The organism is Vibrio sp. YT-17 (assembly GCF_033337375.1).
GTDB lineage: Bacteria > Pseudomonadota > Gammaproteobacteria > Enterobacterales > Vibrionaceae > Vibrio > Vibrio alginolyticus.
In genome coordinates this window covers 141,262-160,788 of record NZ_JAWOQP010000007.1, presented here as the reverse complement: position 1 = coordinate 160,788, position 19,527 = coordinate 141,262, and the positions used below count along the sequence as shown (strand labels likewise).

Sequence of the window (19,527 nt, the reverse complement as noted above, 5' to 3'; positions counted from 1 at the left end):
GTGTTTATTCAGAGTTTGTAGGTCAAAGGTATGCCATCAATTCCAGTCACTATTTTGCATGGGTTTCTCGGGTCAGGGAAAACCACTTTTTTACGCAACATTCTTCAACAAGCCGATTCTTCTGGGATTGATCTTTCCGTTATTGTGAATGACATGAGTGAGTTAGACGTTGATGGCGTGCTTATCTTAAATACCGATGCGGTGAGTGAAGAGCAGGGCAACTTTGTCACGATCAGTGGAGACAGCATCAGCAGCCCGAGTGGTGTAAAGCAGCTCGATAAAGCCCTTAAAAAGCTCTGCGCAGAAAAATGGCCAGAATGGATTGTGATTGAAACGTCGGGCAGTAGTCATCCTTTGCCTTTGGTTGAGTATTTTAAAAACAACGCACCATTCGCACTCAAAGACGTGATTACGTTGGTGGATGCGACTTGGTTGCGAGATGACTATCGACAAGGCTCTGCCTTAATTCCGAAGTGGCAAGAGAACGTACAGCAGGGTGTTCGCGGCGTTGAAAACTTGTTGGTAGAGCAAATTATGTTCTCAAACCGTGTCATGCTCACCAAGACGGACAAAGTGGATGACAATACCGTTCGCAACATCGCGCAGGGGATTCATCCGCTTAATGTTTACACCGAGATAATCAAAACGTCATGGGGAAACTTGGATATCCGCATGTTGAAAGGTGAGCAAGACTACAATTTCTTCCTTGTTGAGCAGTTAATCGCAGAACTTCGTGAGACGGTGAATGAGCCGTTGAATCTCTCTGATAAAGACGAACAAAGCCTTGTCGCCAAAGTGATCAAAGATGATCGACCTTTTCATCCTGCGCGTTTGTGGAGTACCTGCCACCAGTATTTAACTAAAGGTGTGTTCCGCAGTAAGGGGTTCTTTTGGTTTCCAACTCGAGACGATGTTTCACTGCTTTGGAGCCAAGCAAGCGGCAATGTGGGGCTTGAAATTACAGGCTTTTGGCGCGCTTCGGTAATCAATGACGAATCGCAAAACTTCACTGAGGAACATCGTCAAATCCTGCAAGATAAGATAGACAGCGTTGAAAGCCGCTTTGGTGATCGTCGTTGTCGCTTAACGGTGATTGGGCAAGAAAACGAAGTCGATGTGTTTATTGATGCGCTGGAAAACTGCTTTTTAACGGATGCGGAACTGGAGCAATGGCAACAAGGGGCAACATTTGAAGATCCTTGGCCAAAGAAAATAGCTAAGTTGAGCCAGAAGAAGACGGTTTGAATGCACTGGTGAGGATTCCCTCGCTACATGTTTGAATCTCGGGTTGTTTCGAGAACGGACTTACTGAATTGGCTCGGTATACCAAAATTGGCTCTGTGTAACGAAAAAGCCTCCCGAATGGTGGGAGGCTTTTTGTATCTCAGTCGTTTACTGTTCCCATTCAGGGAAAGGGTCTTCCAGAGATAACCAATAGTCGAGCCCTTGCTCCATCTCATCTTCTGTTAACAAGCATTCGTTAAGACGAGCAATCAATTTCTCTTGCTCTAATCCCTGACCAATAAACACCAATTCTTGTCGCATATCGCCGTATGGTTCTTGCCAAATGTCGTTTATAGCATCTAGGTAATCTTGATCCGTCGGCCATTCCTCCTTCGGAATCGCTTTCCAAAACATACCCGCAACACCATAACGTGCGATGCCTCCCGCTTGGCTCCATTGACCGACAAACTCTGGTCTGGTTGCTAGCCAAAAGTAACCCTTGGAACGAATCAGTTTGCCGTAATCTTTCGCATTGTGGAGGAAGTCGTAAAACTTCTCTGGATGGAAAGGGCGTCTCGCATGATAGGCAAAGCTGGAAATGCCGTATTCTTCGGTTTCCGGTATGTGCTCGCCTCGCATTTCCTTCAACCAACCTGGGGCTTGTTGTGCCTTTTCAAAACTGAAGCTTTGTGTGTCGAGTACCGCATCAAGTTCTACTTCACCATTCGAGATAGGAAGAATAGTGGCCGATGTATTAAGAGTTTTAAGAATCGCAAGAAGCCTTTCGATTTCTGATTTCTCAGCAAGGTCGGTTTTACTTATCAAGATAACGTCAGCGAACTCTACTTGATCAACGAGTAAGTCAGCAACGCTGCGTTCATCGTCTTCACCTAATGATTCGGCTGTCTCTGTTAAGAACTTAGCTTCATCGTAATCACGCAGAAAGTTAATCGCATCAACCACCGTAACCATGGTGTCTAAACGTGCAACGTCTGAAAGTGATAGCCCGTTTTCATCAGCAAACGTAAAAGTCTCTGCAACGGGAAGTGGCTCGGCGATGCCAGTGGACTCGATAACTAAGTAATCGAATCTGCCTTCTTGCGCGAGTTTAGTGACTTCTTCAAGCAGATCTTCACGCAGGGTACAACAGATGCAACCGTTACTCATTTCAACCAACTTTTCTTCACTGTGGTTGAGAGAAACTTCATTCTGAACGGTCGCTGCATCGATGTTGACTTCGCTCATGTCGTTGACGATGACCGCGACTTTTCTGCCTTGTCTATTGTTAAGAATATGACTTAAAACGGTTGTTTTTCCTGCGCCTAGAAAGCCGGACAAAACCGTAACAGGGAGTTTCTGGGTGTTCATGCTCATGCTCTTTATAGTGTAATGTTATAATATAACAATTAATATAGTCGGTGATCTTAACTCTGGCATCAAGCAGTTTGTGAGTGTGTCGAGCACTGCACCTTATTGGCGGCTTTATTTGTCGTTTAGTTGCACAGGTTCAGATGTCCGGAATTTAGAGATCGAACTCTTATCTCGGTGTGGAGGTTCTATGAACGAAGAGAAAAAGCATGTCATGACAGAAGAAGAAATTCTTGCAGCGCCCGAGGCGGATTATATGAATGAAGCTCAGCTCGCGTTTTTTGAAAACCGATTATTTGAGCTTTATGAATCGACGTTAGCGCATATTGAACGTGCGAAAGAAGAGATGATTGCGCCAATGGAATTCAGTGACGAAAGCGATAGGGCGTCCAGTGAGGAGCAATCTGCAATCGCGTTAAGAATCATAGACAGAGAGCAAAAGCTGTTACCTAAGATTCAACAATCGTTGGCTCGCTTGCGCGCAGGGGAGTATGGCTACTGTTTAGAGTCCGGAGAACCTATCGGCATTCCAAGGTTATTGGCGCGACCTACCGCTGAATATAGTGCAGAAGTAAAAGCTCAAATGGAGTCAAAAGAGCACTGGTATAAACACTAAAGCCTCACTATCTTATGACGTCGATATTCTTCTCGTTCACTTGTTTTTTTTGATGTTCTCTGAGAAGTCTAAAGCGATGGCGACTACCGTTAGGTATGGTAGTCATTACCTTTGAGATATTAATAGTTATCGATAGGATAGAAGTAAGTTCTGTATTGTAAATAACGCACCATTTTTGTTTTTCTGAATGAGCTCTCGCTATGTTAGCGTCAAACATTTTCTCTGCTACTTCAAGCTGATCTTCTATCCTTAAAGCTAAATTGGTACTGGAGAAGTAGCATGATTGACTTTGTGGCAACTTTTATCTTTTTCTTTGCTGTCATCGATCCCATAGGTACTGTGCCCGTTTTTATCGCAGCCACAAAAAGCTATGAAGAAGTGGCAAAGCGTAAGGTCGCTCTGTTTGCGACTCTATTCTCCGCTGCTATCCTACTGTTTTTTGTTGTTGCTGGTGAAATCATACTTACAGCAATGCGTATTCCCTTGTCTGCGTTTCAAATCTCGGGCGGTATCGTATTGTTCTTGTTTGCTTTGACTATGATATTTGGTGAGAGTAAACCAGCAGAAGAAATCAGAACGCTCAATAGTCATCATGATACAGCAGTTTTTCCTCTAGCCATTCCATCAATTGCTAGCCCTGGCGCAATATTAGCCGCCGTTTTACTCACAGAGAACGTGCGGTTTAATATTTGGGAGCAAGTCCAGACCGTGGCTATGATGCTGCTGGTACTATTGGTTGTTTATATCTTGCTATTAATGGCCAGCGGCATACACAGGATTATTGGGAATACAGGAGCTAGTGCTGTAAGTCGGATCATGGGGTTGATATTAGCCGCTGTGGCCACGACCAACACTCTGAATGGGATTGAAAGTTACTTTGACCTTTAAGGCTTTTTCGCAAACTGAGCTGAAGGTATACGTTAAGAGCTAATTTTACGGCGAGATGACCGACCACCTGACAATCACTTTTCTGGCTGTTACTTCTAGCCGGATGTAATCCTTCAGGCTACTCGTGACGACCTTGTTTAAGAGGACCACGGAAAAGTTGAAAGTAAAATGCATAGATGTTGAGGGTATATATCAGATGGGGGAACTGGAGCAACACTTGCCCCCATTGAGCTGTGCCAATACTCAAAGATTAGCTGCTAGAAAACAATATCGATAATTTCTCCGCCTAGGCACTACTCTATACTCTTGTAGTCTCGCAGTATATAGAGCCTAGCATGGAGGAATTTATTAGCTTCCAACGTGCTAAGACAAGACTTTTTCATGCCTTGAGAGTATCTGAAAATTTGGGAGGCTGAGAAGTTTATTCAGTATGGCTCTTATTGGGCAGTTTATGGATCAGCCAGTAACCAAGACTCATACTAAGAACTACAGCCGCAATTCCAATCAGGTACATTGGAGACAAGGTTTCAAAGTCTATAATAATGACCTTTCGGGAGATTGCCATCAGCGCGGTGGCCATGACGATTTTTACATGAATAACATTTTCTCTCAGGTAAATAGTTATATTGATGAAAATTTCAATAGCAATTAAAACGGCCATAAAAGCACCAAAAGTGGCTAGCATATCTGAAATCGTCAGAATGAGTTTAGGTGGCGTGATAAGTTTTTGATATATCGTCCATGCAACATCTATCACACCCATGACGATTACAAACAACATAACTATCGACAATACTCTTACAGACCAATGAATCACTATCTGTAATTTTTTTGTTAACTTATCATTTTTATCGACTTCCATGGCCCTGTTTCCTTCGCTTGTTTATGTTCACTTAACCTTCATATGTTGAAGCTAGACAATTGAATACATGTCGTTTAAAGCATAGTTGCTGTGGTGAGAGATAGAAGCGTCCGAGGGAAGGAAGTTATGAAACTTAGGAGTGGGCACAATGTTGGACACATAATGTAATCTCTGGTGTCATGCGTTATTACCTCATTACCTCATTACCTCATTTCTGATCGTGACGAGTCGACTGGTGAGGTGGTGATTCATCACCTTCACGGCAAACTGAATGAGCGGATACCACAACGTATTGATACTGGGCAAATCGATGCGCTTGTTGCTGGTTCCTCCGTGCGCTATTAATAGAAATACAAGCGAATAAGGAGTGGGTAATCGCTCAAAAGTCGGGTGGAAAAGCGGTAAAACGGCGAAAATTATTGGAACTAAGTCAAGGCCCTTTTTTTAAATGAAAAGGCTTATTGATCTGAACACACCACTTCTCCATATAATAAGTATATCCACAAATACAAACCTCAAATTGGCGATAAAGAGCTTTAATATTGATAAATATATAAACAACTTGGGTGCTGAAGAAATTTCAGTATACTGCGCTTAGGTTACACTGGAGAAAAAATCGCCGTATTCCCAGCGGGGTCCTTTGATAAGAAATAGAAATCGCGTTTGAATATGCAACCAAACGATTTTGCCGCTTGCAGTTTATTCGGTATACAAATAATAAACCTTTGACTAATCCGAAGGTCGGTCAAATGAGAGAAAGTCATGTTTTTTAATAAGTCGCTTCAACAAGAAAATCAACGATTAAAGCAGGAGTTGCAAATCCTGCAGCAAATCCAAACCAGTTTAGATGAAGAGATGATCCGCTTAACATTGGATAGTAAAGGCCTCATTACTTCTGCAAATACCAAACTACAGCAAGAACTTTTCTTACATGATGATGAGATCTTAAAGAAATCAATTACTGAATTGGTACCGTCAAATTCGCGCAATACAGACCACTTTCATCGAATGAAGAAAGCCGTCCAAGATAAAGTGTTCTGGAATGGGGCATTGCAAGTACAGAAAGGTAATGGTGAGGAAGCCTGGTTAAGAACGATTATCCAGCCTGTTTTAAATGAGCGCAGAGAAGTAGAAAGCTTTTTTGTTTTTGCTTCTGAACTTACGCGAACGATCAAATCATCCCGTGAGCAAGAGGACATGCTAAATGCATTAAGTCGTTCTATGGCGGTGATTGAGTTCACATTAGATGGCCATGTTTTAAAAGCCAACGATAATTTCCTAAACACAATGGGTTATACGCTTGATCAGATTCTAGGGAAGCATCATCGCATGTTTTGTGATCAGGAAGAGTCGAGCTCTCAAGCTTACCGTGAGTTTTGGCAACGTTTAGCAAAAGGGCAATTTTCATCAGAGCGATTCAAACGAGTTAACCGTTATGGTGAAGAGGTGTGGCTAGAGGCTTCATATAACCCTATCCATAACGACAGAGGAGAGCTCTACAAGGTCGTTAAGTTCGCGACAGATATTACCCAGCAGGTGATGCAGGAACAGAAAATGGCCCAGGCTGCGCAATTGGCGAACGAAATCTCCCAAGAAACTGGAACACAAACCCTGCAAGGGCAAGAGGTTATAGGCTCAACGTTAGAAAAGATGCAGATACTTTCCGAGCAAATGCAGCAAGCGAACACCGCGATTGACGAGCTTAAAGCGCACTCATCGCGTATTAGCGAGTTGGTAAATAGCATCAGTGGTATCGCTGACCAAACTAACTTATTGGCGTTAAATGCGGCGATAGAAGCGGCTCGTGCGGGTGAGCATGGTAGAGGTTTTGCCGTTGTTGCTGATGAAGTCAGACAGCTTGCTACAAGAACCAATGCAACCACCGATGAAATTGTCACAATGGTCAGTGAAAACCTACAGCGAACAGATAACGCAGTTAAGCTGATCGCTAAATGCCAAAAAGAAGCACTAGATACGCTAGAGCTCTCTGAAAAAGCAGGCAATGTGATGAATGAAATACAAGATGGCGCTAGCCGTGTTGTAGAGGCCGTGGAGCAATTTAACCGCTCGTTGTAGTTAATCAATAAGTTTTCATTGTAGGGGCGATGGGTAAAAAGCAATTCGCCTTATTCAACCTGTATTGAGGAGCGCTGAAGTCGCAATACTACTCCTGCCGCAGTCAAGTTAAGCGTTTTGAAGGGGAGGTAGTTCGACACCCGGTACAGGTTTTAGCCAGTTTGCTTGCTGTATAGAATGCTAAAGTAATTTAGTATGCGAAAAGGCTTGCCTTAAGACTTTGCCTGCATTTAATGTATCTAGCAGCAGAACTTCAATCTGCGTGACAACAATACAGGAGAGGATCGGGCTTTCACTTTTTCGCTCGACACAAACCCCTTTCAAATTTACACAATAGCGCAGTAAAACTCTCTTGCTGCGCTATTGTGTGTTCCATATTTTGTGAGTACTTATGTTTAACTCAGAACGCAAAGCGACGGTTATTCTGGTTGCGACGACGATGATCGCTGCACTTGGCTGGATATTCTCTAAGGAAACAATACAGGGTTTACCACCTTTTGGCTTTATTGGGGCGCGATTTACTATCGCTTCGCTCTGCTTACTGCCTCTATGTTACCGACCTTTGCTGAAAGCAAACTTAAAAGATGTGCTTTCTGCTGGTGGTGTCGGGCTCCTGTTAGGCAGTGCCGTTATGACATGGATTTACGCTATTTCTATCAGTGATACTCTTGGGGAAGGCGCATTTATCATGAGCCTTTCCATGCTGTTTGTGCCGATTGTTGCATGGGTTATGTTTCGTCAACGACCACAACGAATTTTCTGGCTTTCTTTGCCTATCGCTGTATTAGGTCTTGCTTGTCTTTCTTTAGTTGGTGGCTGGAAACAATCGGCCAGTCAATTGTGGTTTCTTGGTGCAGCACTGGTTTTGGCGCTTCATTTTAATGTGAACAGCAAATACTCTCAAAAACTACCTGTGCTGCTGCTTACTTGCGTGCAACTTTTTTCAGCAGGTTGTTTAGGTTTGTTGGTTTCATTTTTTATGGAATCTTTCCCGGCAGAGGTGGACTCCTCTATTTGGTGGTGGTTTGCGTTGAGTACCTTATTAGCGACGAGCTTGCGTTACGTAATGCAAACCATGGGGCAAAAATTTGTTCAGGCAGGTAACGCTGCTCTAATTATGATATTAGAACCAGTTTGGACGGTTATTCTGAGCGTGCTGTGGTATGGCGAAGTGCTAACGGCAAATAAACTAGTAGGTTGTGTGCTTATCTTATTTTCTCTAATTATTTATCGTACTGGCGGGCGGTTTCGCTTCCCAACTCGAAAGTAGAGCAAATTAACTTGGGTTGGGAGAATTTGAGGTGCCGGATGGCCTTCTACGAAAGTGATAATACGCGGTTACGCAATGCTAATGACACTTTTGATGTAGGCTGCCGACCCAGCTCTTCGCTGATCATCCAGCCAGCTTTAGCCAGTAGCTCTAAGTCGATCCCCGTTTCTATTCCTAACCCTTGGCATAAATATAGTACATCCTCCGTTGCGACATTTCCTGATGCGCCATGAGCGTATGGACATCCACCCAGCCCAGCGACACTGCTGTCGATGGTATTGATGCCCATACTCAAGGCTTGATGAATGTTGGTGAGAGCTTGTCCCCATGTATCGTGGAAATGGACAGCAAGCTGGGGAAGAGGTGCAACCAACATGACGGCTTCCAGCATAGCAGCAATTCGATTTGGCGTGCCTGTGCCGATTGTATCGCCTAGAGATACTTCATAGCACCCTAAATCGATGAGCGATTTGGTCACGCTCGCCACCTGTTTAGGGGCTGTTGGACCGTCGTAAGGGCAATCTGCAACGCAGGATAGATAACCTCGAACAGGGATGTTGTGTTTGGTGGCTAATCGCATTACAGGCTCGAAGCGAGTTAAACTTTCTGCAATCGAGCAATTGATATTGTGTTGGCAGAATCCTTCTGATGATGAAGTGAAAATTGCGACCTGATTGGCACCAGCCTCCAAGGCTTGTTCGAAGCCTTTTAGGTTTGGTGTCAGGACAGAATAAGTAACATGATTTCGCCTTGTTATTGCTTTCATGACCTCTGTTGAGTCCGCCATTTGTGGCACCCATTTGGGCGAAACAAAAGAGCCCGCCTCAATATGCGTTAGCCCAGTATCAGAGAGTAAGTTGATCAACCGGATTTTAGTCTGGGTCGCAACAGGAGATTCATTTTGCAATCCATCTCGTGGACCTACTTCGACAATATTTACTTTGGAAGGCAGCATTACTTGTCCTGTGATTTGGTTACCCAACTTGGGCTTCGTTTTTCAAGAAACGCTTGCAGCCCATCTTGACCTTGGGGTGATACTCTAATGTCCGCAATGAGCTTGCTAGTATAGTGAATCAGTTGTTGATCGATGGGGTTTTGATGACATTGATGGCAGAGAGTTTTCGCTTTACGCATCGCATCTGGGCTATTAAGTAGCAACGTCTTGATTACACTATCGACCGCATTTTCAAGCTGTTTGGCTTCTTTCACTTCGTGCACAATACCAAACCGTTCGGCATCTTCGGCTGAAATGACTTCACCACTTAAGATATAGCGTCTAGCTTGTCTATTCCCCATCGCGCGCATGACGTAAGGCGCAATGGTCGCTGGAACTAAACCAAGCTTAACTTCACTTAAGCAAAATTTGGCACTTTGGCTTGCGATGGCGATATCACTACAACAAATCAACCCTAAAGCACCACCATAAGCGGAACCTTGAACAACTGCGATGGTGGGTTGAGGGAACGAATCTAATGTTTCCATGAGTCTTGCCAAGTTTTGGGCATCAACGAAGTTATCTTGCCTCGTGCTGTCGGCCATCGACTGCATCCAATTCAAATCGGCCCCGGATGAAAAGTGCTTGCCGTTACTTCTTAATACCAAGCACCGCACATCCGTTCGTAAAGCGAGATAATCTAGGCGGTGGATCAGCAAGTCGATCGTACAAGCGTCAAAAGCATTGTGTTTAGCTGTTCTGTTTAGGGTAATGGTCGCTACGCCATTATCATCGACATGCCAAAGAACATCATCTTGCCTTTGGGCGTTGGGAATAATGCTTGGTTGCATTTCCTGCATACTAACTTCCTTAATTCATCTTTGGATGTTTACATTCTGAAGACGCCAAACTCGCTATCAGGAATGGGGGCATTTAATGCTGCCGTTAACGCTTGACTCAACACCTGACGCGTTTTTTTAGGGTCAATAATTCCGTCATCCCATAGCCGAGCACTCGCAAAATAGGGATGTCCTTGTGTTTCATACAAGTCTATGATCGATTCTCTAAAAATGTGCTCTTCTTGCTCTGACCACGCTTCCCCCTGACGTTCCTTCGCGTCTTTTCGAACTTGTGTTAAAACGCCTGCTGCTTGTTCTCCGCCCATCACAGAAATACGCGCGTTCGGCCACATCCACATCATGGTTGGATCATACGCTCGGCCGCACATGCCGTAATTACCAGCGCCGTACGATCCACCGATGATCACGGTAAACTTCGGCACGTCAGCACAAGCGACGGCCATCACTAACTTGGCGCCATGTTTTGCGATGCCTTCTTCTTCAACCTTTTTTCCGACCATAAAGCCGGTAATGTTTTGGAGAAAGAGAAGCGGTGCTTTCCGTTTGGCGCACAGCTCAATAAAGTGCGCGCCTTTTTGTGCCGATTCAGAAAACAAGATACCGTTGTTTGCCACAATACCAATCAAGTGTCCTTGAATACGAGCGAAGCCACACACTAGCGTCCTGCCATACAAGGCTTTGAATTCGTCGAAATCAGAATCATCGACGATGCGGGCAATAATTTCTCGAACGTCGAATGACAGTCGTAAGTTGGCATTCACGATTCCGTAGATTTCTTCTGCGTCGTAGCGGGGAGGAAGTACGGTGCTTTCTGGCTTAACAGGTCTTGTTCTATTGGCATTGGCAATGGCTTCTCTCGCAAGCATTAGGGCATGTTCATCATTTTCAGCGTAATAATCTGCGACACCAGATTTCCGACAATGCACGTCTGCACCGCCGAGCTCTTCACCCGTCACGACTTCGCCAGTGGCTGCTTTCACCAAAGGTGGTCCCGCCAAAAAAATGGTGCCTTGCTCTTTAACCATAATGGAGACATCCGCCATGGCAGGAACGTACGCGCCCCCAGCAGTGCAAAGCCCCATCACAACAGCAACTTGGGGGATGCCTTTCGCTGACATTCTCGCTTGGTTAAAGAAAATGCGACCAAAGTGTTCTTTGTCGGGGAAGACGTCGGACTGATGAGGGAGATTTGCGCCACCGGAGTCCACCAAATACACGCAGGGGAGTTGGCAACGTTGGGCAATCTCTTGCGCTCTAAGGTGTTTTTTTACCGTGAGTGGGTAGTAGGTTCCGCCTTTTACCGAAGCATCGTTGGCGATGACCATGCATTGAATCCCCTCTATGATACCAATGCCGGCGATAACACCAGCGCAGGGGATCGCTTCGTCATACACTTGCCAGGCGGCAAACTGGCTGATTTCAAGAAAGTCAGTGTTGTCATCAAGCAAGCGCGCGATGCGTTCTCGTGCGGGGAGTTTTCCTTTTTGCCTCTGGTGCTGAATGGCTTTTTCACCGCCGCCCTGTTTGATGGTCTCGATGTGTTGATTAAGTTGAGTGACCAACGTTTCCATCGCAGCTTTATTGGAAAGAAATAACTCGTCAGTTGGCTTAGTTTTACTTTTGATAATGGCCATAATGACTTCCTTGTCGTATGTTCCGTTAGCGAGATTCTTCGAACAGCTCTCGGCCTATTAACATGCGGCGAATCTCTGAGGTACCCGCGCCGATTTCATAAAGCTTTGCATCACGTAGCAAACGACCAGCAGGGTATTCATTGATGTAGCCATTCCCACCGAGCAGTTGTATTGCATCGAGTGCCATTTGTGTGGCGAGTTCTGCACTGTACAAAATCGCGCCAGCGGCGTCTTTGCGTGTTGCGTTACCTCGATCACAAGCCGCTGCGACGGTATATACATACGCTTTTGCTGCACTCATTCGAGAGTACATATCGGCGATCTTGCCCTGAACTAACTGAAACTCGCCAATGGGTTTTCCAAACTGCTCTCGTTCATGTACGTACGGGACCACAATGTCCATGCAAGCTTGCATTATCCCGAGTGGTCCGGCAGCGAGGACGACGCGCTCGTAATCCAGCCCACTCATTAACACCTCGACGCCTTGATTCAACTCGCCAAGAATATTCTCTTTTGGCACTACGCAATGGTTAAATACAAGTTCGCAAGTATTCGAGCCTCTCATGCCTAGCTTGTCCAGCTTTTGAGCATGAGTGAAACCTGCGAAGTTACGTTCAATAATGAATGCGGTAATGCCACGTGAACCTGCGCTGACATCCGTTTTAGCGTAAAGCACCACTACGTCAGCATCGGGCCCGTTTGTTATCCACATTTTGTTGCCATTCAGTACAAAATGGTCGCCCTTGTTTTCCGCTTTCAGTTGCATGCTTATCACGTCTGAACCGGCATTGGGCTCACTCATCGCTAGGGCGCCAACGTGCGTACCATCAATGAGTTTTGGAAGGTACTTTTCGCGTTGAGAAGGTGTGCCGTTACGAAAGATTTGGTTGACGCACAGGTTAGAATGAGCTCCGTAGCTTAAAGCGACAGACGCAGAGGCACGGCTGATTTCTTCCATGGCAACAACATGAGCGAGGTATCCCATGCCTGCACCACCAAGCTCTTCATCGACGGTCACACCAAGCAACCCCATTTCTCCCAACAAAGGCCATAAATGATTCGGGAACTGGTTATCGCGGTCTATCTCAGCGGCGATGGGCGCAATATGCTCCGTAGCAAAGGCATTAACGTGTTCTCGGAGCATATCGATGGTATCACCAAGTCCGAAATTGAGTGGGGTATAGGTGCTTTTCATAACGTCTCCCGGTATCAGAGGTAAGGTGGAAAAGCCTGTAGCGGTGTTGCTAATTGAGTATAGCGTTTATGTCTGCTTGCTTTTGAGTGTTTGAATACAACGCTCCTTAGCGGCATTCAACTCTGCCATAACGACGCTGATGTCGTTGAGTTGTTGCTGTAGGACGGCTTGTTTCTCTTCAATGATATTGAGCATTTTCAACAACTGTCCTTCGGTTTGTTGCATGTCGTAGAGCTCGAAAAGTTCACGAATTTCTGCCAACGAAAAACCGAGTCGTTTCCCTCTTAAAATCAGTTTGAGGCGAATTCTATCCCTGCGTTGATAAACGCGCATATTGCCTTTTCGCTCTGGTTCAATCAGACCCACGTCTTCATAAAACCGGATACTGCGAGTAGTAATATCAAACTCCTTGGCGAGGTCACTGATCTTGTATTTTTCCATAACATACTTACCTCGAATAAAAATCCAGTCTCTGGAAATCGAACCTTAAATGGGAAGGCCGAACATCAACTTTGAAATATAAACGTCTGCTTGGTGTGTTTTTTCATCTCATTGTAAAGGCTAGTGCTATGCTTACGTAAACGTCAAGAAATCGCGGAATGAAAGTTTGTTAGTGAAAAAGGCGATAAAGGCTGGTGTGGCGCTTGGTGAGTAATTCTATGTAGGGTGTCATCAGTCTGCCAAGTGTTCACATATACCTTAAGGGAATGCGAATCATGGGAAAAGACATCTGGATTGTCAGCGCGAAAAGAACGCCAATTGGGCGCTTTCAAGGCAAGTTGCAAACTTACTCTGCTCCTCAATTAGGCGCACTGGCGATCAAGGCGGCAATGCACGAAGTGAATGTGACTTCGGTGGATGAAGTGTTCATGGGATGTGTGCTTCCAGCAGGGTGTGGACAAGCTCCTGCTAGGCAAGCATCTATGGGGGCACATCTTCCTTTGGGCGTAGGGTGCACCACCATTAACAAAGTGTGTGGCTCTGGCATGAAGAGCGTCATGTTAGCGCACGATCTCATTAAAGCTGGAACGATTCGCTCAGCCATTGCTGGTGGTATGGAAAGTATGACCAATGCGCCGTATTTGCTGAGGGAGGCGAGAAAGGGAATGCGCATGGGGCACCAGTCTACGTATGACCACATGTTTCTCGATGGGCTACAAGATGCTTACGAAGGGCACTTAATGGGTGTTTATGCTCAGCAAGTCGCTGACAGGCTTAAGTTCACCAGAGAGCAAATGGATGAATGGGCCGTGATGTCGGCAAAACGTGCGTTGGAAGCTCAAGAGCGAGGCTTGTTTGCCGATGAACTTTCGCCGGTTTCACTCAATACCAAGTCAGAACAAGCGGTGCTGGACTACGATGAGCACCCTCGCTCGATTGACCTTGGTAAAATTCCTCAACTCAAACCTGCATTCGATGAAAAAGGTACGGTGACCGCTGCTAATTCGAGTGCCATTTCAGATGGCGCGGCGGCTCTTGTGCTTATGGATGAAGACACTGCGCGTCATCAGGGGCTTAAACCACTTGCGATCATCAAGGCGCACTCTACACATGCCAGAAAACCTTCAGAATTTACTTTGGCACCCGTCTACGCAATTGAGCAACTGCTGTTCCAGCTAGATTGGTCAATTTATGAAGTGGACCTGTGGGAAATCAATGAAGCCTTTGTGGTCGTGACACAAATAGCGGTGGCGGAACTTGGGCTTGATACGAGCAAAGTAAATATTAAAGGTGGAGCTTGTGCGCTTGGGCATCCGATAGGGGCTAGTGGCGCACGAATTCTGGTGACATTGATTCACAGTTTGCGTCAGCTACAAGCGCTAGGCACCAATGGTGATCTCGAAGCCAAAAAAGTGATGCGGGGTGTTGCGTCACTTTGTATCGGTGGTGGAGAAGCCACGGCGATAGGCATTGAAATACCGCTTTAATTGAAATCAGAAAGGAGTAAATGATGACTCGTTTCGTTCCCTTGTTTATTGGTGGCGAGTTTCGTGAATCTCAAACATCGGATTGGGTTGAGGTAACCAATCCCGCCACTAATGATGTCATTGCGTACGTTCCATGTTCCACAGAGCACGAGATGGAAGCCGCCATTGATAATGCGAAAGAGACATTCCAATCCTGGAAGGAAGTGGCAGTATCCGAGCGTGCCAGAGTCATGCTGCGTTATCAGCACTTGCTCAAAGAGCATCATGATGAGCTTGCCACACTGCTTTCTCATGAAACGGGTAAGATTTTAGCGGATGCTAAAGGCGATGTGTGGCGAGGCATAGAGGTTGTTGAGCAGGCTGCAAATATTGCCAGCAACATGATGGGCGAAACCGTCGAAAACGTTGCCACGGATATTGATAGTTACTCAATGATTCAGCCCCTAGGTGTGTGTTGCGGCATTACGCCATTTAACTTTCCTGCCATGATTCCGTTGTGGATGTTCCCAATCGCTATCGCTGCGGGCAATACATTTGTGCTTAAACCCTCCGAACAAGTGCCGTTGACCTCTATTCGTTTAGCTGAACTATTTGAGCAAGCTGGCGCGCCGAAAGGAGTGTTGCAGATCGTTCATGGCCGCAAAGAGCAAGTCGACTTTCTTCTGGCTCATCCTGATATTCGAGCGGTGTCATTTGTTGGCTCGGTTCCCGTTGCCCGTTATATCTACACCACAGGGACTAAACATTTTAAACGGGTTCAAGCTTTTGCTGGTGCAAAGAATCACATGGTGATCATGCCTGATGCAAACAAAGATCAAGTGGTGAATAACCTAATCGGATCCTCCTTTGGGGCTGCGGGGCAACGCTGTATGGCGATTTCTGTTGCGGTATTTGTCGGCGATTCAAAACAATGGATTGCAGACCTTAAACTGGCGATGGCGAAAGTACACCCAGGACCGTGGGATGATGAGCAGGCCGCTTATGGCCCACTGATCAGTGAGCAAGCCAAACAACGCGTATTGGACCTAATTGAAGATGGCAAACAACAAGGCGCAGTGTGTGAACTCGATGGCAGTCAGTGTGAAGTGGACGGCTTTCCCGATGGAAACTGGATTGGCCCAACCTTGTTTAGCGGTGTAACAGCGAACATGTCGATTTACACGCAAGAGATATTTGGCCCTGTTTTAGTTTGTATGGAAGTCGAAACGTTGCAAGAGGCCATTGAGTTGGTGAATCGCAACCCTTACGGCAACGGAACTTCTATATTTACCGCTAATGGCGCTGCTGCGAGAAAATATCAGCATGACATTCAAGTCGGTCAAGTGGGGATTAATGTGCCAATTCCAGTCCCTTTACCATTTTTCTCCTTTACTGGTTGGAGAGGCAGTTTCTATGGTGATTTACATGCGTATGGTAAACAAGCAGTGCGTTTTTATACCGAGACCAAAACGGTGACGGCGCGTTGGTTTGATGACGATATTCCAACGGGGCTCAATCTGACCATCCAACTGCGCTGAGTGAATAAAAGGAGCTTTTATGGACTTTGAACTTAATGAAGATCAACGTGCATTTGCCGATACCGCTCAACAATTTGCCGATGAGCGTTTAGCACCGATGGCGGCGGAGTGGGATGAAAAGCAGATCTTCCCCAAAGACGTATTGAGAGAGGCGGGGGAACTGGGGTTTCTCAGTCTCTACACACCAGAAGAACATGGCGGCTTAGGGTTAAGCCGTTTGGATGCGTCAATTATCTTTGAACAACTCTCAATGGGCTGTACGTCGACGACCGCTTTCATGACTATCCACAATATGGTGAGTTGGATGATCGCGAGTTTCTCGAACGAAGAAGTGAGAGCTAAATATTGCCCTAAGCTGGTCTCTGGCGAGTGGTTGGGTTCATATTGCTTAACCGAGCCTAGTGCGGGGTCGGATGCCGCTTCGTTGGCCACAACCGCGAGCAAAAAAGGTGATACTTACGTGCTGAATGGTGGCAAAACCTTTATCTCTGGCGCAGGAGAGACAGATGTTTTGGTCGTGATGGCGCGAACCGGAGATGAGGGTGCCAAAGGCGTGTCTGCATTTGTTGTTCCTGCTCACGCAGATGGTATCAGCTATGGGCGCAAAGAACCCAAAATGGGCTGGAACAGCCAACCAACACGAGCGGTTACTTTTGAAAATGTCGTTATTCCAGCTAGCCATTTACTGGGCGAAGAAGGGCAAGGTTTTGTCTTTGCGATGAAAGGGCTTGATGGAGGGCGTATAAATATTGCGACCTGTTCCGTCGGTACGGCTCAACAGGCCCTTGAACAGGCGACACAGTATATTCAGGAGCGTAAGCAGTTCGGCAAACCGCTTGCGCAGTTTCAAGCCTTACAATTCAAATTAGCAGACATGGCGACAGAGCTCGTGGCTGCACGGCAGTTAGTGCGCTATGCCGCCAGCAAGCTCGACCGAAATGACCCTGATGCTACGGCTTATTGCGCGATGGCAAAACGGTTCGCAACCGATGTGGGCTTTCAGGTTTGCGACCACGCGCTGCAGCTTTATGGTGGCTATGGTTACATCAAAGAGTATCCAATGGAGCGTCATTTCAGAGATGTGCGTGTGCATCAAATTCTGGAGGGAACGAACGAAATTATGCGTTTAATCATCGCACGTCGTTTGCTCTCTGAGGAGTCGGCTTTGCTTTAGCAAAGTATGGTATTTGCTCATTGAGAAAGGATTCAGATATGCCATTAACCCAAGCAGCCATTCAACATACGATCACTAATCACGTTGCGGTGGTGACAATGAACAACCCGCCAGCCAATACGTGGACAGCAGAGAGCCTCAAGGCACTGAAGTCGCTGATACTCACACTTAACGATGATAAGCAGGTCTATTCATTGGTTTTAACTGGCAGTGGAGACAAGTTTTTCTCTGCTGGTGCGGATCTCAAGCTATTTTCTGATGGTGACAAAGCGGTTGCATTAGACATGGCGCGATGCTTTGGTGAAGCGTTTGAAACGCTCTCTGAATTCCGTGGTGTTTCCATTGCCGCCATTAATGGTTACGCCATGGGCGGAGGGTTAGAAGTGGCATTAGCTTGTGACATTCGAGTCGTTGAAGAGCAAGCGGTACTTGCTTTACCTGAAGCCAAAGTCGGACTTTTGCCCTGTGCTGGTGGTACCCAAAACCTCACAGCGTTAGTGGGGGAAGGCTGGGCAAAGCGCATCATTTTATGTGGAGAGCAAGTCAGCGCTGACAAAGCAAAAGAACTAGGCCTAGTTGAGGAGTTGGTTCCCAAAGGCGAAGCTTTAAGTAAAGCGCTAGAGCTTGCTGAATCTGTTTCGAACCAGTCGCCATCTTCTGTCGCCGCATGTAAGGCGCTCATTCAAAATATGCGCTCTGCGCCACTTCAGCACGGCTTAATGAAAGAGCGAGAGTTGTTTCTGAATCTTTTTGATACGGAAGATCAAGTCGAGGGTGTTCGCGCCTTTTTAGAAAAACGCCCACCGCAATGGAAAAACCGATAGGAGGCCACATGGCAGGGATGGTAACCATCAGTGAAATAGAGTGCTTAGATGGCGTGCACCGCATTGGTATCGCAACGTTAGACAACACCGCTTCATTGAATGCATTGACGTATGACATGTTAGTCCAACTTAACGATCAGCTTATCAAGTGGCAAGACGATCCGCATGTGACTTGTGTGGTACTCACTGGCGCTGGAGAAAAAGCATTCTGTGCTGGTGGTGATGTTCGAGCTATGTATCACGTCATGCATAACGAGAGTAAAGAAAAAATCGTAGAGTTCTGTACGGACTATTTCTCGTTGGAGTATGAGTGTGACTATCTCATTCACACTTACAACAAACCCATTATCGGTTGGGGAGAAGGTATTGTCATGGGCGGTGGGATGGGGCTTTTTATGGGAACCAGCCATAAAGTTGTGACAACAACATCACGCCTTGCTATGCCAGAAATCAATATTGGACTGTATCCTGATGTGGGAGGTACGTGGTTTTTAAGCCAGATAGATCCGCAAGTGGGTTTATTCCTCGGATTGACAGGTTCAATGGTTAATTCAAGTGACGCTGTCACTATTGGTTTGGCCGATTGGTTACTGTTGGAAGAGCAGTATCCCACCTTACTGGATGAGCTGAAGCGGCTCCAGTGGGGCAAAGAAGATGCGAAAGAGTTGGTAACTGCACTACTACAGTTAATGGAAGAACAAGTTATTGATAGCAAACCAACCACGCAAATTTGTCCATACTTAGATCAGATAGAGGAAGCGTGCAAAGGCTTTGATCTTAATACGATAGCACAGCGAATCATGGCTATCGACGGGAACAGTCAGTGGATAGAAAACGCGAAACAAACGTTCGCATCGGGCAGTCCGATCACCGCGCATATTTGCTTTAGACAAGTGAAAGAGTACCACAGCTTACCGCTTGCAGATTGCTTCCGTTTAGAGTTGAGTTTGTCGGTTCGCAGTGCCTTATTAGGTGAGTTTAAAGAGGGCGTCCGTTCTCGGCTCATTGACCGGGATGGCGAGCCGAGCTGGATATTTAACAGTGTCAGTGAAGTCGATGAAGATGTTATCGATACTTTGTTTACCTCGCTTTGGTCAGATAACGAGCATCCGCTTGCTAATTTGGGTGAACAAACACTAGGTCAATAAGGAGAATGA

At 46.1% G+C, this 19,527-nt stretch carries 18 protein-coding genes and 1 pseudogene; 12 read left to right on the top strand and 7 right to left on the bottom strand.

Translation table 11 applies throughout. The features are described 5' to 3' along the window. Positions 1–30 precede the first annotated feature (30 nt). Positions 31–1,245 carry a CobW family GTP-binding protein gene (locus R7F67_RS09260; RefSeq protein WP_085569270.1) on the top strand — a complete coding sequence of 405 codons (1,215 nt, stop codon included), beginning with the start codon at positions 31–33 and terminating at the stop codon, positions 1,243–1,245. Between the two features lie 147 nt (positions 1,246–1,392). Here the strand turns inward: R7F67_RS09260 and zigA are convergent, their stop codons facing one another. Beyond that, on the bottom strand, positions 1,393–2,592 hold the full coding sequence (gene zigA, locus R7F67_RS09255; protein WP_005375723.1) for a zinc metallochaperone GTPase ZigA: 1,200 nt from the start codon (positions 2,590–2,592) through the stop codon (positions 1,393–1,395). Positions 2,593–2,782: 190 nt separating this feature from the next. Between zigA and R7F67_RS09250 the strand changes: the two genes are divergently transcribed. Next, positions 2,783–3,208 (top strand): TraR/DksA C4-type zinc finger protein, encoded by a 426-nt coding sequence (locus R7F67_RS09250; protein WP_053303728.1) that lies wholly within the window; start codon positions 2,783–2,785, stop codon positions 3,206–3,208. Positions 3,209–3,487: 279 nt separating this feature from the next. Next, on the top strand, positions 3,488–4,096 hold the full coding sequence (locus R7F67_RS09245; protein WP_017635732.1) for a MarC family protein: 609 nt from the start codon (positions 3,488–3,490) through the stop codon (positions 4,094–4,096). Positions 4,097–4,517: 421 nt separating this feature from the next. Here R7F67_RS09245 and R7F67_RS09240 read toward each other — a convergent pair whose 3' ends face one another. Then, positions 4,518–4,958: a phosphate-starvation-inducible PsiE family protein gene (locus R7F67_RS09240; RefSeq protein ID WP_005375731.1), complete on the bottom strand. Its 441-nt coding sequence runs from the start codon at positions 4,956–4,958 to the stop codon at positions 4,518–4,520. A 174-nt stretch (positions 4,959–5,132) separates the two neighbouring features. Here R7F67_RS09240 and R7F67_RS09235 point away from each other — a divergent pair, with 174 nt between their 5' ends. The 4 genes and pseudogenes from R7F67_RS09235 (at position 5,133) to R7F67_RS09225 (ending at position 8,304) form a co-directional block, all read left to right on the top strand. Continuing rightward, on the top strand, positions 5,133–5,303 hold the full coding sequence (locus tag R7F67_RS09235; RefSeq protein WP_258671987.1) for a hypothetical protein: 171 nt from the start codon (positions 5,133–5,135) through the stop codon (positions 5,301–5,303). 417 nt (positions 5,304–5,720) lie between these two features. Beyond that, positions 5,721–6,500, top strand: a pseudogene (locus tag R7F67_RS25155) (PAS domain-containing protein); the annotation flags it as partial. Then, entirely contained in the window at positions 6,498–7,034 is a 537-nt protein-coding gene (locus R7F67_RS25150; protein ID WP_372036153.1) for a methyl-accepting chemotaxis protein, read from the top strand. The pseudogene R7F67_RS25155 and the gene R7F67_RS25150, both read left to right, overlap by 3 nt. 391 nt (positions 7,035–7,425) lie before the next feature. Beyond that, positions 7,426–8,304: a DMT family transporter gene (locus R7F67_RS09225; RefSeq protein ID WP_005375761.1), complete on the top strand. Its 879-nt coding sequence runs from the start codon at positions 7,426–7,428 to the stop codon at positions 8,302–8,304. A gap of 46 nt (positions 8,305–8,350) precedes the next feature. On the opposite strand, the gene R7F67_RS09220 is transcribed toward R7F67_RS09225, so the two are convergent. From R7F67_RS09220 to R7F67_RS09200, 5 genes are all read right to left on the bottom strand, one after another. Continuing rightward, on the bottom strand, positions 8,351–9,259 hold the full coding sequence (locus R7F67_RS09220; protein ID WP_258494886.1) for a hydroxymethylglutaryl-CoA lyase: 909 nt from the start codon (positions 9,257–9,259) through the stop codon (positions 8,351–8,353). Further along, the gene (locus tag R7F67_RS09215; RefSeq protein ID WP_206969244.1) at positions 9,259–10,098 is read right to left on the bottom strand and encodes an enoyl-CoA hydratase-related protein; all 840 of its coding nucleotides are present in this window, start codon (positions 10,096–10,098) and stop codon (positions 9,259–9,261) included. Before R7F67_RS09215 ends, R7F67_RS09220 begins: the two co-directional genes overlap by 1 nt. A gap of 29 nt (positions 10,099–10,127) precedes the next feature. Next, a complete protein-coding gene (locus R7F67_RS09210) occupies positions 10,128–11,732 on the bottom strand; it encodes a carboxyl transferase domain-containing protein (RefSeq protein WP_258494888.1) in 1,605 nt (534 codons plus the stop codon). 25 nt (positions 11,733–11,757) lie between these two features. Continuing rightward, the gene (locus tag R7F67_RS09205) at positions 11,758–12,927 is read right to left on the bottom strand and encodes an isovaleryl-CoA dehydrogenase (RefSeq protein ID WP_005375766.1); all 1,170 of its coding nucleotides are present in this window, start codon (positions 12,925–12,927) and stop codon (positions 11,758–11,760) included. A 66-nt stretch (positions 12,928–12,993) separates the two neighbouring features. After that, entirely contained in the window at positions 12,994–13,368 is a 375-nt protein-coding gene (locus R7F67_RS09200) for a MerR family transcriptional regulator (RefSeq protein ID WP_017821195.1), read from the bottom strand. Between the two features lie 275 nt (positions 13,369–13,643). On the opposite strand from R7F67_RS09200, the gene R7F67_RS09195 reads away from it, so the two are divergent. From R7F67_RS09195 to R7F67_RS09175, 5 genes are read left to right on the top strand one after another with little or no spacing between them, the layout of a single operon-like run. After that, entirely contained in the window at positions 13,644–14,855 is a 1,212-nt protein-coding gene (locus R7F67_RS09195) for an acetyl-CoA C-acyltransferase (protein WP_238972450.1), read from the top strand. Positions 14,856–14,878: 23 nt separating this feature from the next. Further along, positions 14,879–16,372, top strand: a complete 1,494-nt coding sequence (locus R7F67_RS09190) for a CoA-acylating methylmalonate-semialdehyde dehydrogenase (protein ID WP_258494889.1) — start codon at positions 14,879–14,881, stop codon at positions 16,370–16,372. Positions 16,373–16,391: 19 nt separating this feature from the next. Further along, on the top strand, positions 16,392–17,546 hold the full coding sequence (locus tag R7F67_RS09185) for an acyl-CoA dehydrogenase family protein (RefSeq protein WP_318057158.1): 1,155 nt from the start codon (positions 16,392–16,394) through the stop codon (positions 17,544–17,546). 38 nt (positions 17,547–17,584) lie between these two features. Then, entirely contained in the window at positions 17,585–18,370 is a 786-nt protein-coding gene (locus tag R7F67_RS09180; protein ID WP_258494892.1) for an enoyl-CoA hydratase, read from the top strand. Between the two features lie 8 nt (positions 18,371–18,378). Next, positions 18,379–19,518 (top strand): enoyl-CoA hydratase/isomerase family protein, encoded by a 1,140-nt coding sequence (locus tag R7F67_RS09175; RefSeq protein WP_064354636.1) that lies wholly within the window; start codon positions 18,379–18,381, stop codon positions 19,516–19,518. Positions 19,519–19,527: the final 9 nt, after the last annotated feature.

What these genes read in the sequence shown, in the direction of transcription:
- zigA (WP_005375723.1), bottom strand. Translation starts at nt 2,592, where the DNA reads ATGAACACCCAGAAACTCCCTGTTACGGTTTTGTCCGGCTTTCTAGGC.
- R7F67_RS09215 (WP_206969244.1), bottom strand. Translation starts at nt 10,098, where the DNA reads ATGCAGGAAATGCAACCAAGCATTATTCCCAACGCCCAAAGGCAAGAT.
- R7F67_RS09245 (WP_017635732.1), top strand. Translation starts at nt 3,488, where the DNA reads ATGATTGACTTTGTGGCAACTTTTATCTTTTTCTTTGCTGTCATCGAT.
- R7F67_RS09185 (WP_318057158.1), top strand. Translation starts at nt 16,392, where the DNA reads ATGGACTTTGAACTTAATGAAGATCAACGTGCATTTGCCGATACCGCT.
- R7F67_RS09260 (WP_085569270.1), top strand. Translation starts at nt 31, where the DNA reads ATGCCATCAATTCCAGTCACTATTTTGCATGGGTTTCTCGGGTCAGGG.
- R7F67_RS09220 (WP_258494886.1), bottom strand. Translation starts at nt 9,259, where the DNA reads ATGCTGCCTTCCAAAGTAAATATTGTCGAAGTAGGTCCACGAGATGGA.
- R7F67_RS09250 (WP_053303728.1), top strand. Translation starts at nt 2,783, where the DNA reads ATGAACGAAGAGAAAAAGCATGTCATGACAGAAGAAGAAATTCTTGCA.
- R7F67_RS09225 (WP_005375761.1), top strand. Translation starts at nt 7,426, where the DNA reads ATGTTTAACTCAGAACGCAAAGCGACGGTTATTCTGGTTGCGACGACG.
- R7F67_RS09200 (WP_017821195.1), bottom strand. Translation starts at nt 13,368, where the DNA reads ATGGAAAAATACAAGATCAGTGACCTCGCCAAGGAGTTTGATATTACT.
- R7F67_RS09180 (WP_258494892.1), top strand. Translation starts at nt 17,585, where the DNA reads ATGCCATTAACCCAAGCAGCCATTCAACATACGATCACTAATCACGTT.
- R7F67_RS09175 (WP_064354636.1), top strand. Translation starts at nt 18,379, where the DNA reads ATGGCAGGGATGGTAACCATCAGTGAAATAGAGTGCTTAGATGGCGTG.
- R7F67_RS09240 (WP_005375731.1), bottom strand. Translation starts at nt 4,958, where the DNA reads ATGGAAGTCGATAAAAATGATAAGTTAACAAAAAAATTACAGATAGTG.
- R7F67_RS09190 (WP_258494889.1), top strand. Translation starts at nt 14,879, where the DNA reads ATGACTCGTTTCGTTCCCTTGTTTATTGGTGGCGAGTTTCGTGAATCT.
- R7F67_RS09205 (WP_005375766.1), bottom strand. Translation starts at nt 12,927, where the DNA reads ATGAAAAGCACCTATACCCCACTCAATTTCGGACTTGGTGATACCATC.
- R7F67_RS25150 (WP_372036153.1), top strand. Translation starts at nt 6,498, where the DNA reads ATGCAGGAACAGAAAATGGCCCAGGCTGCGCAATTGGCGAACGAAATC.
- R7F67_RS09195 (WP_238972450.1), top strand. Translation starts at nt 13,644, where the DNA reads ATGGGAAAAGACATCTGGATTGTCAGCGCGAAAAGAACGCCAATTGGG.
- R7F67_RS09210 (WP_258494888.1), bottom strand. Translation starts at nt 11,732, where the DNA reads ATGGCCATTATCAAAAGTAAAACTAAGCCAACTGACGAGTTATTTCTT.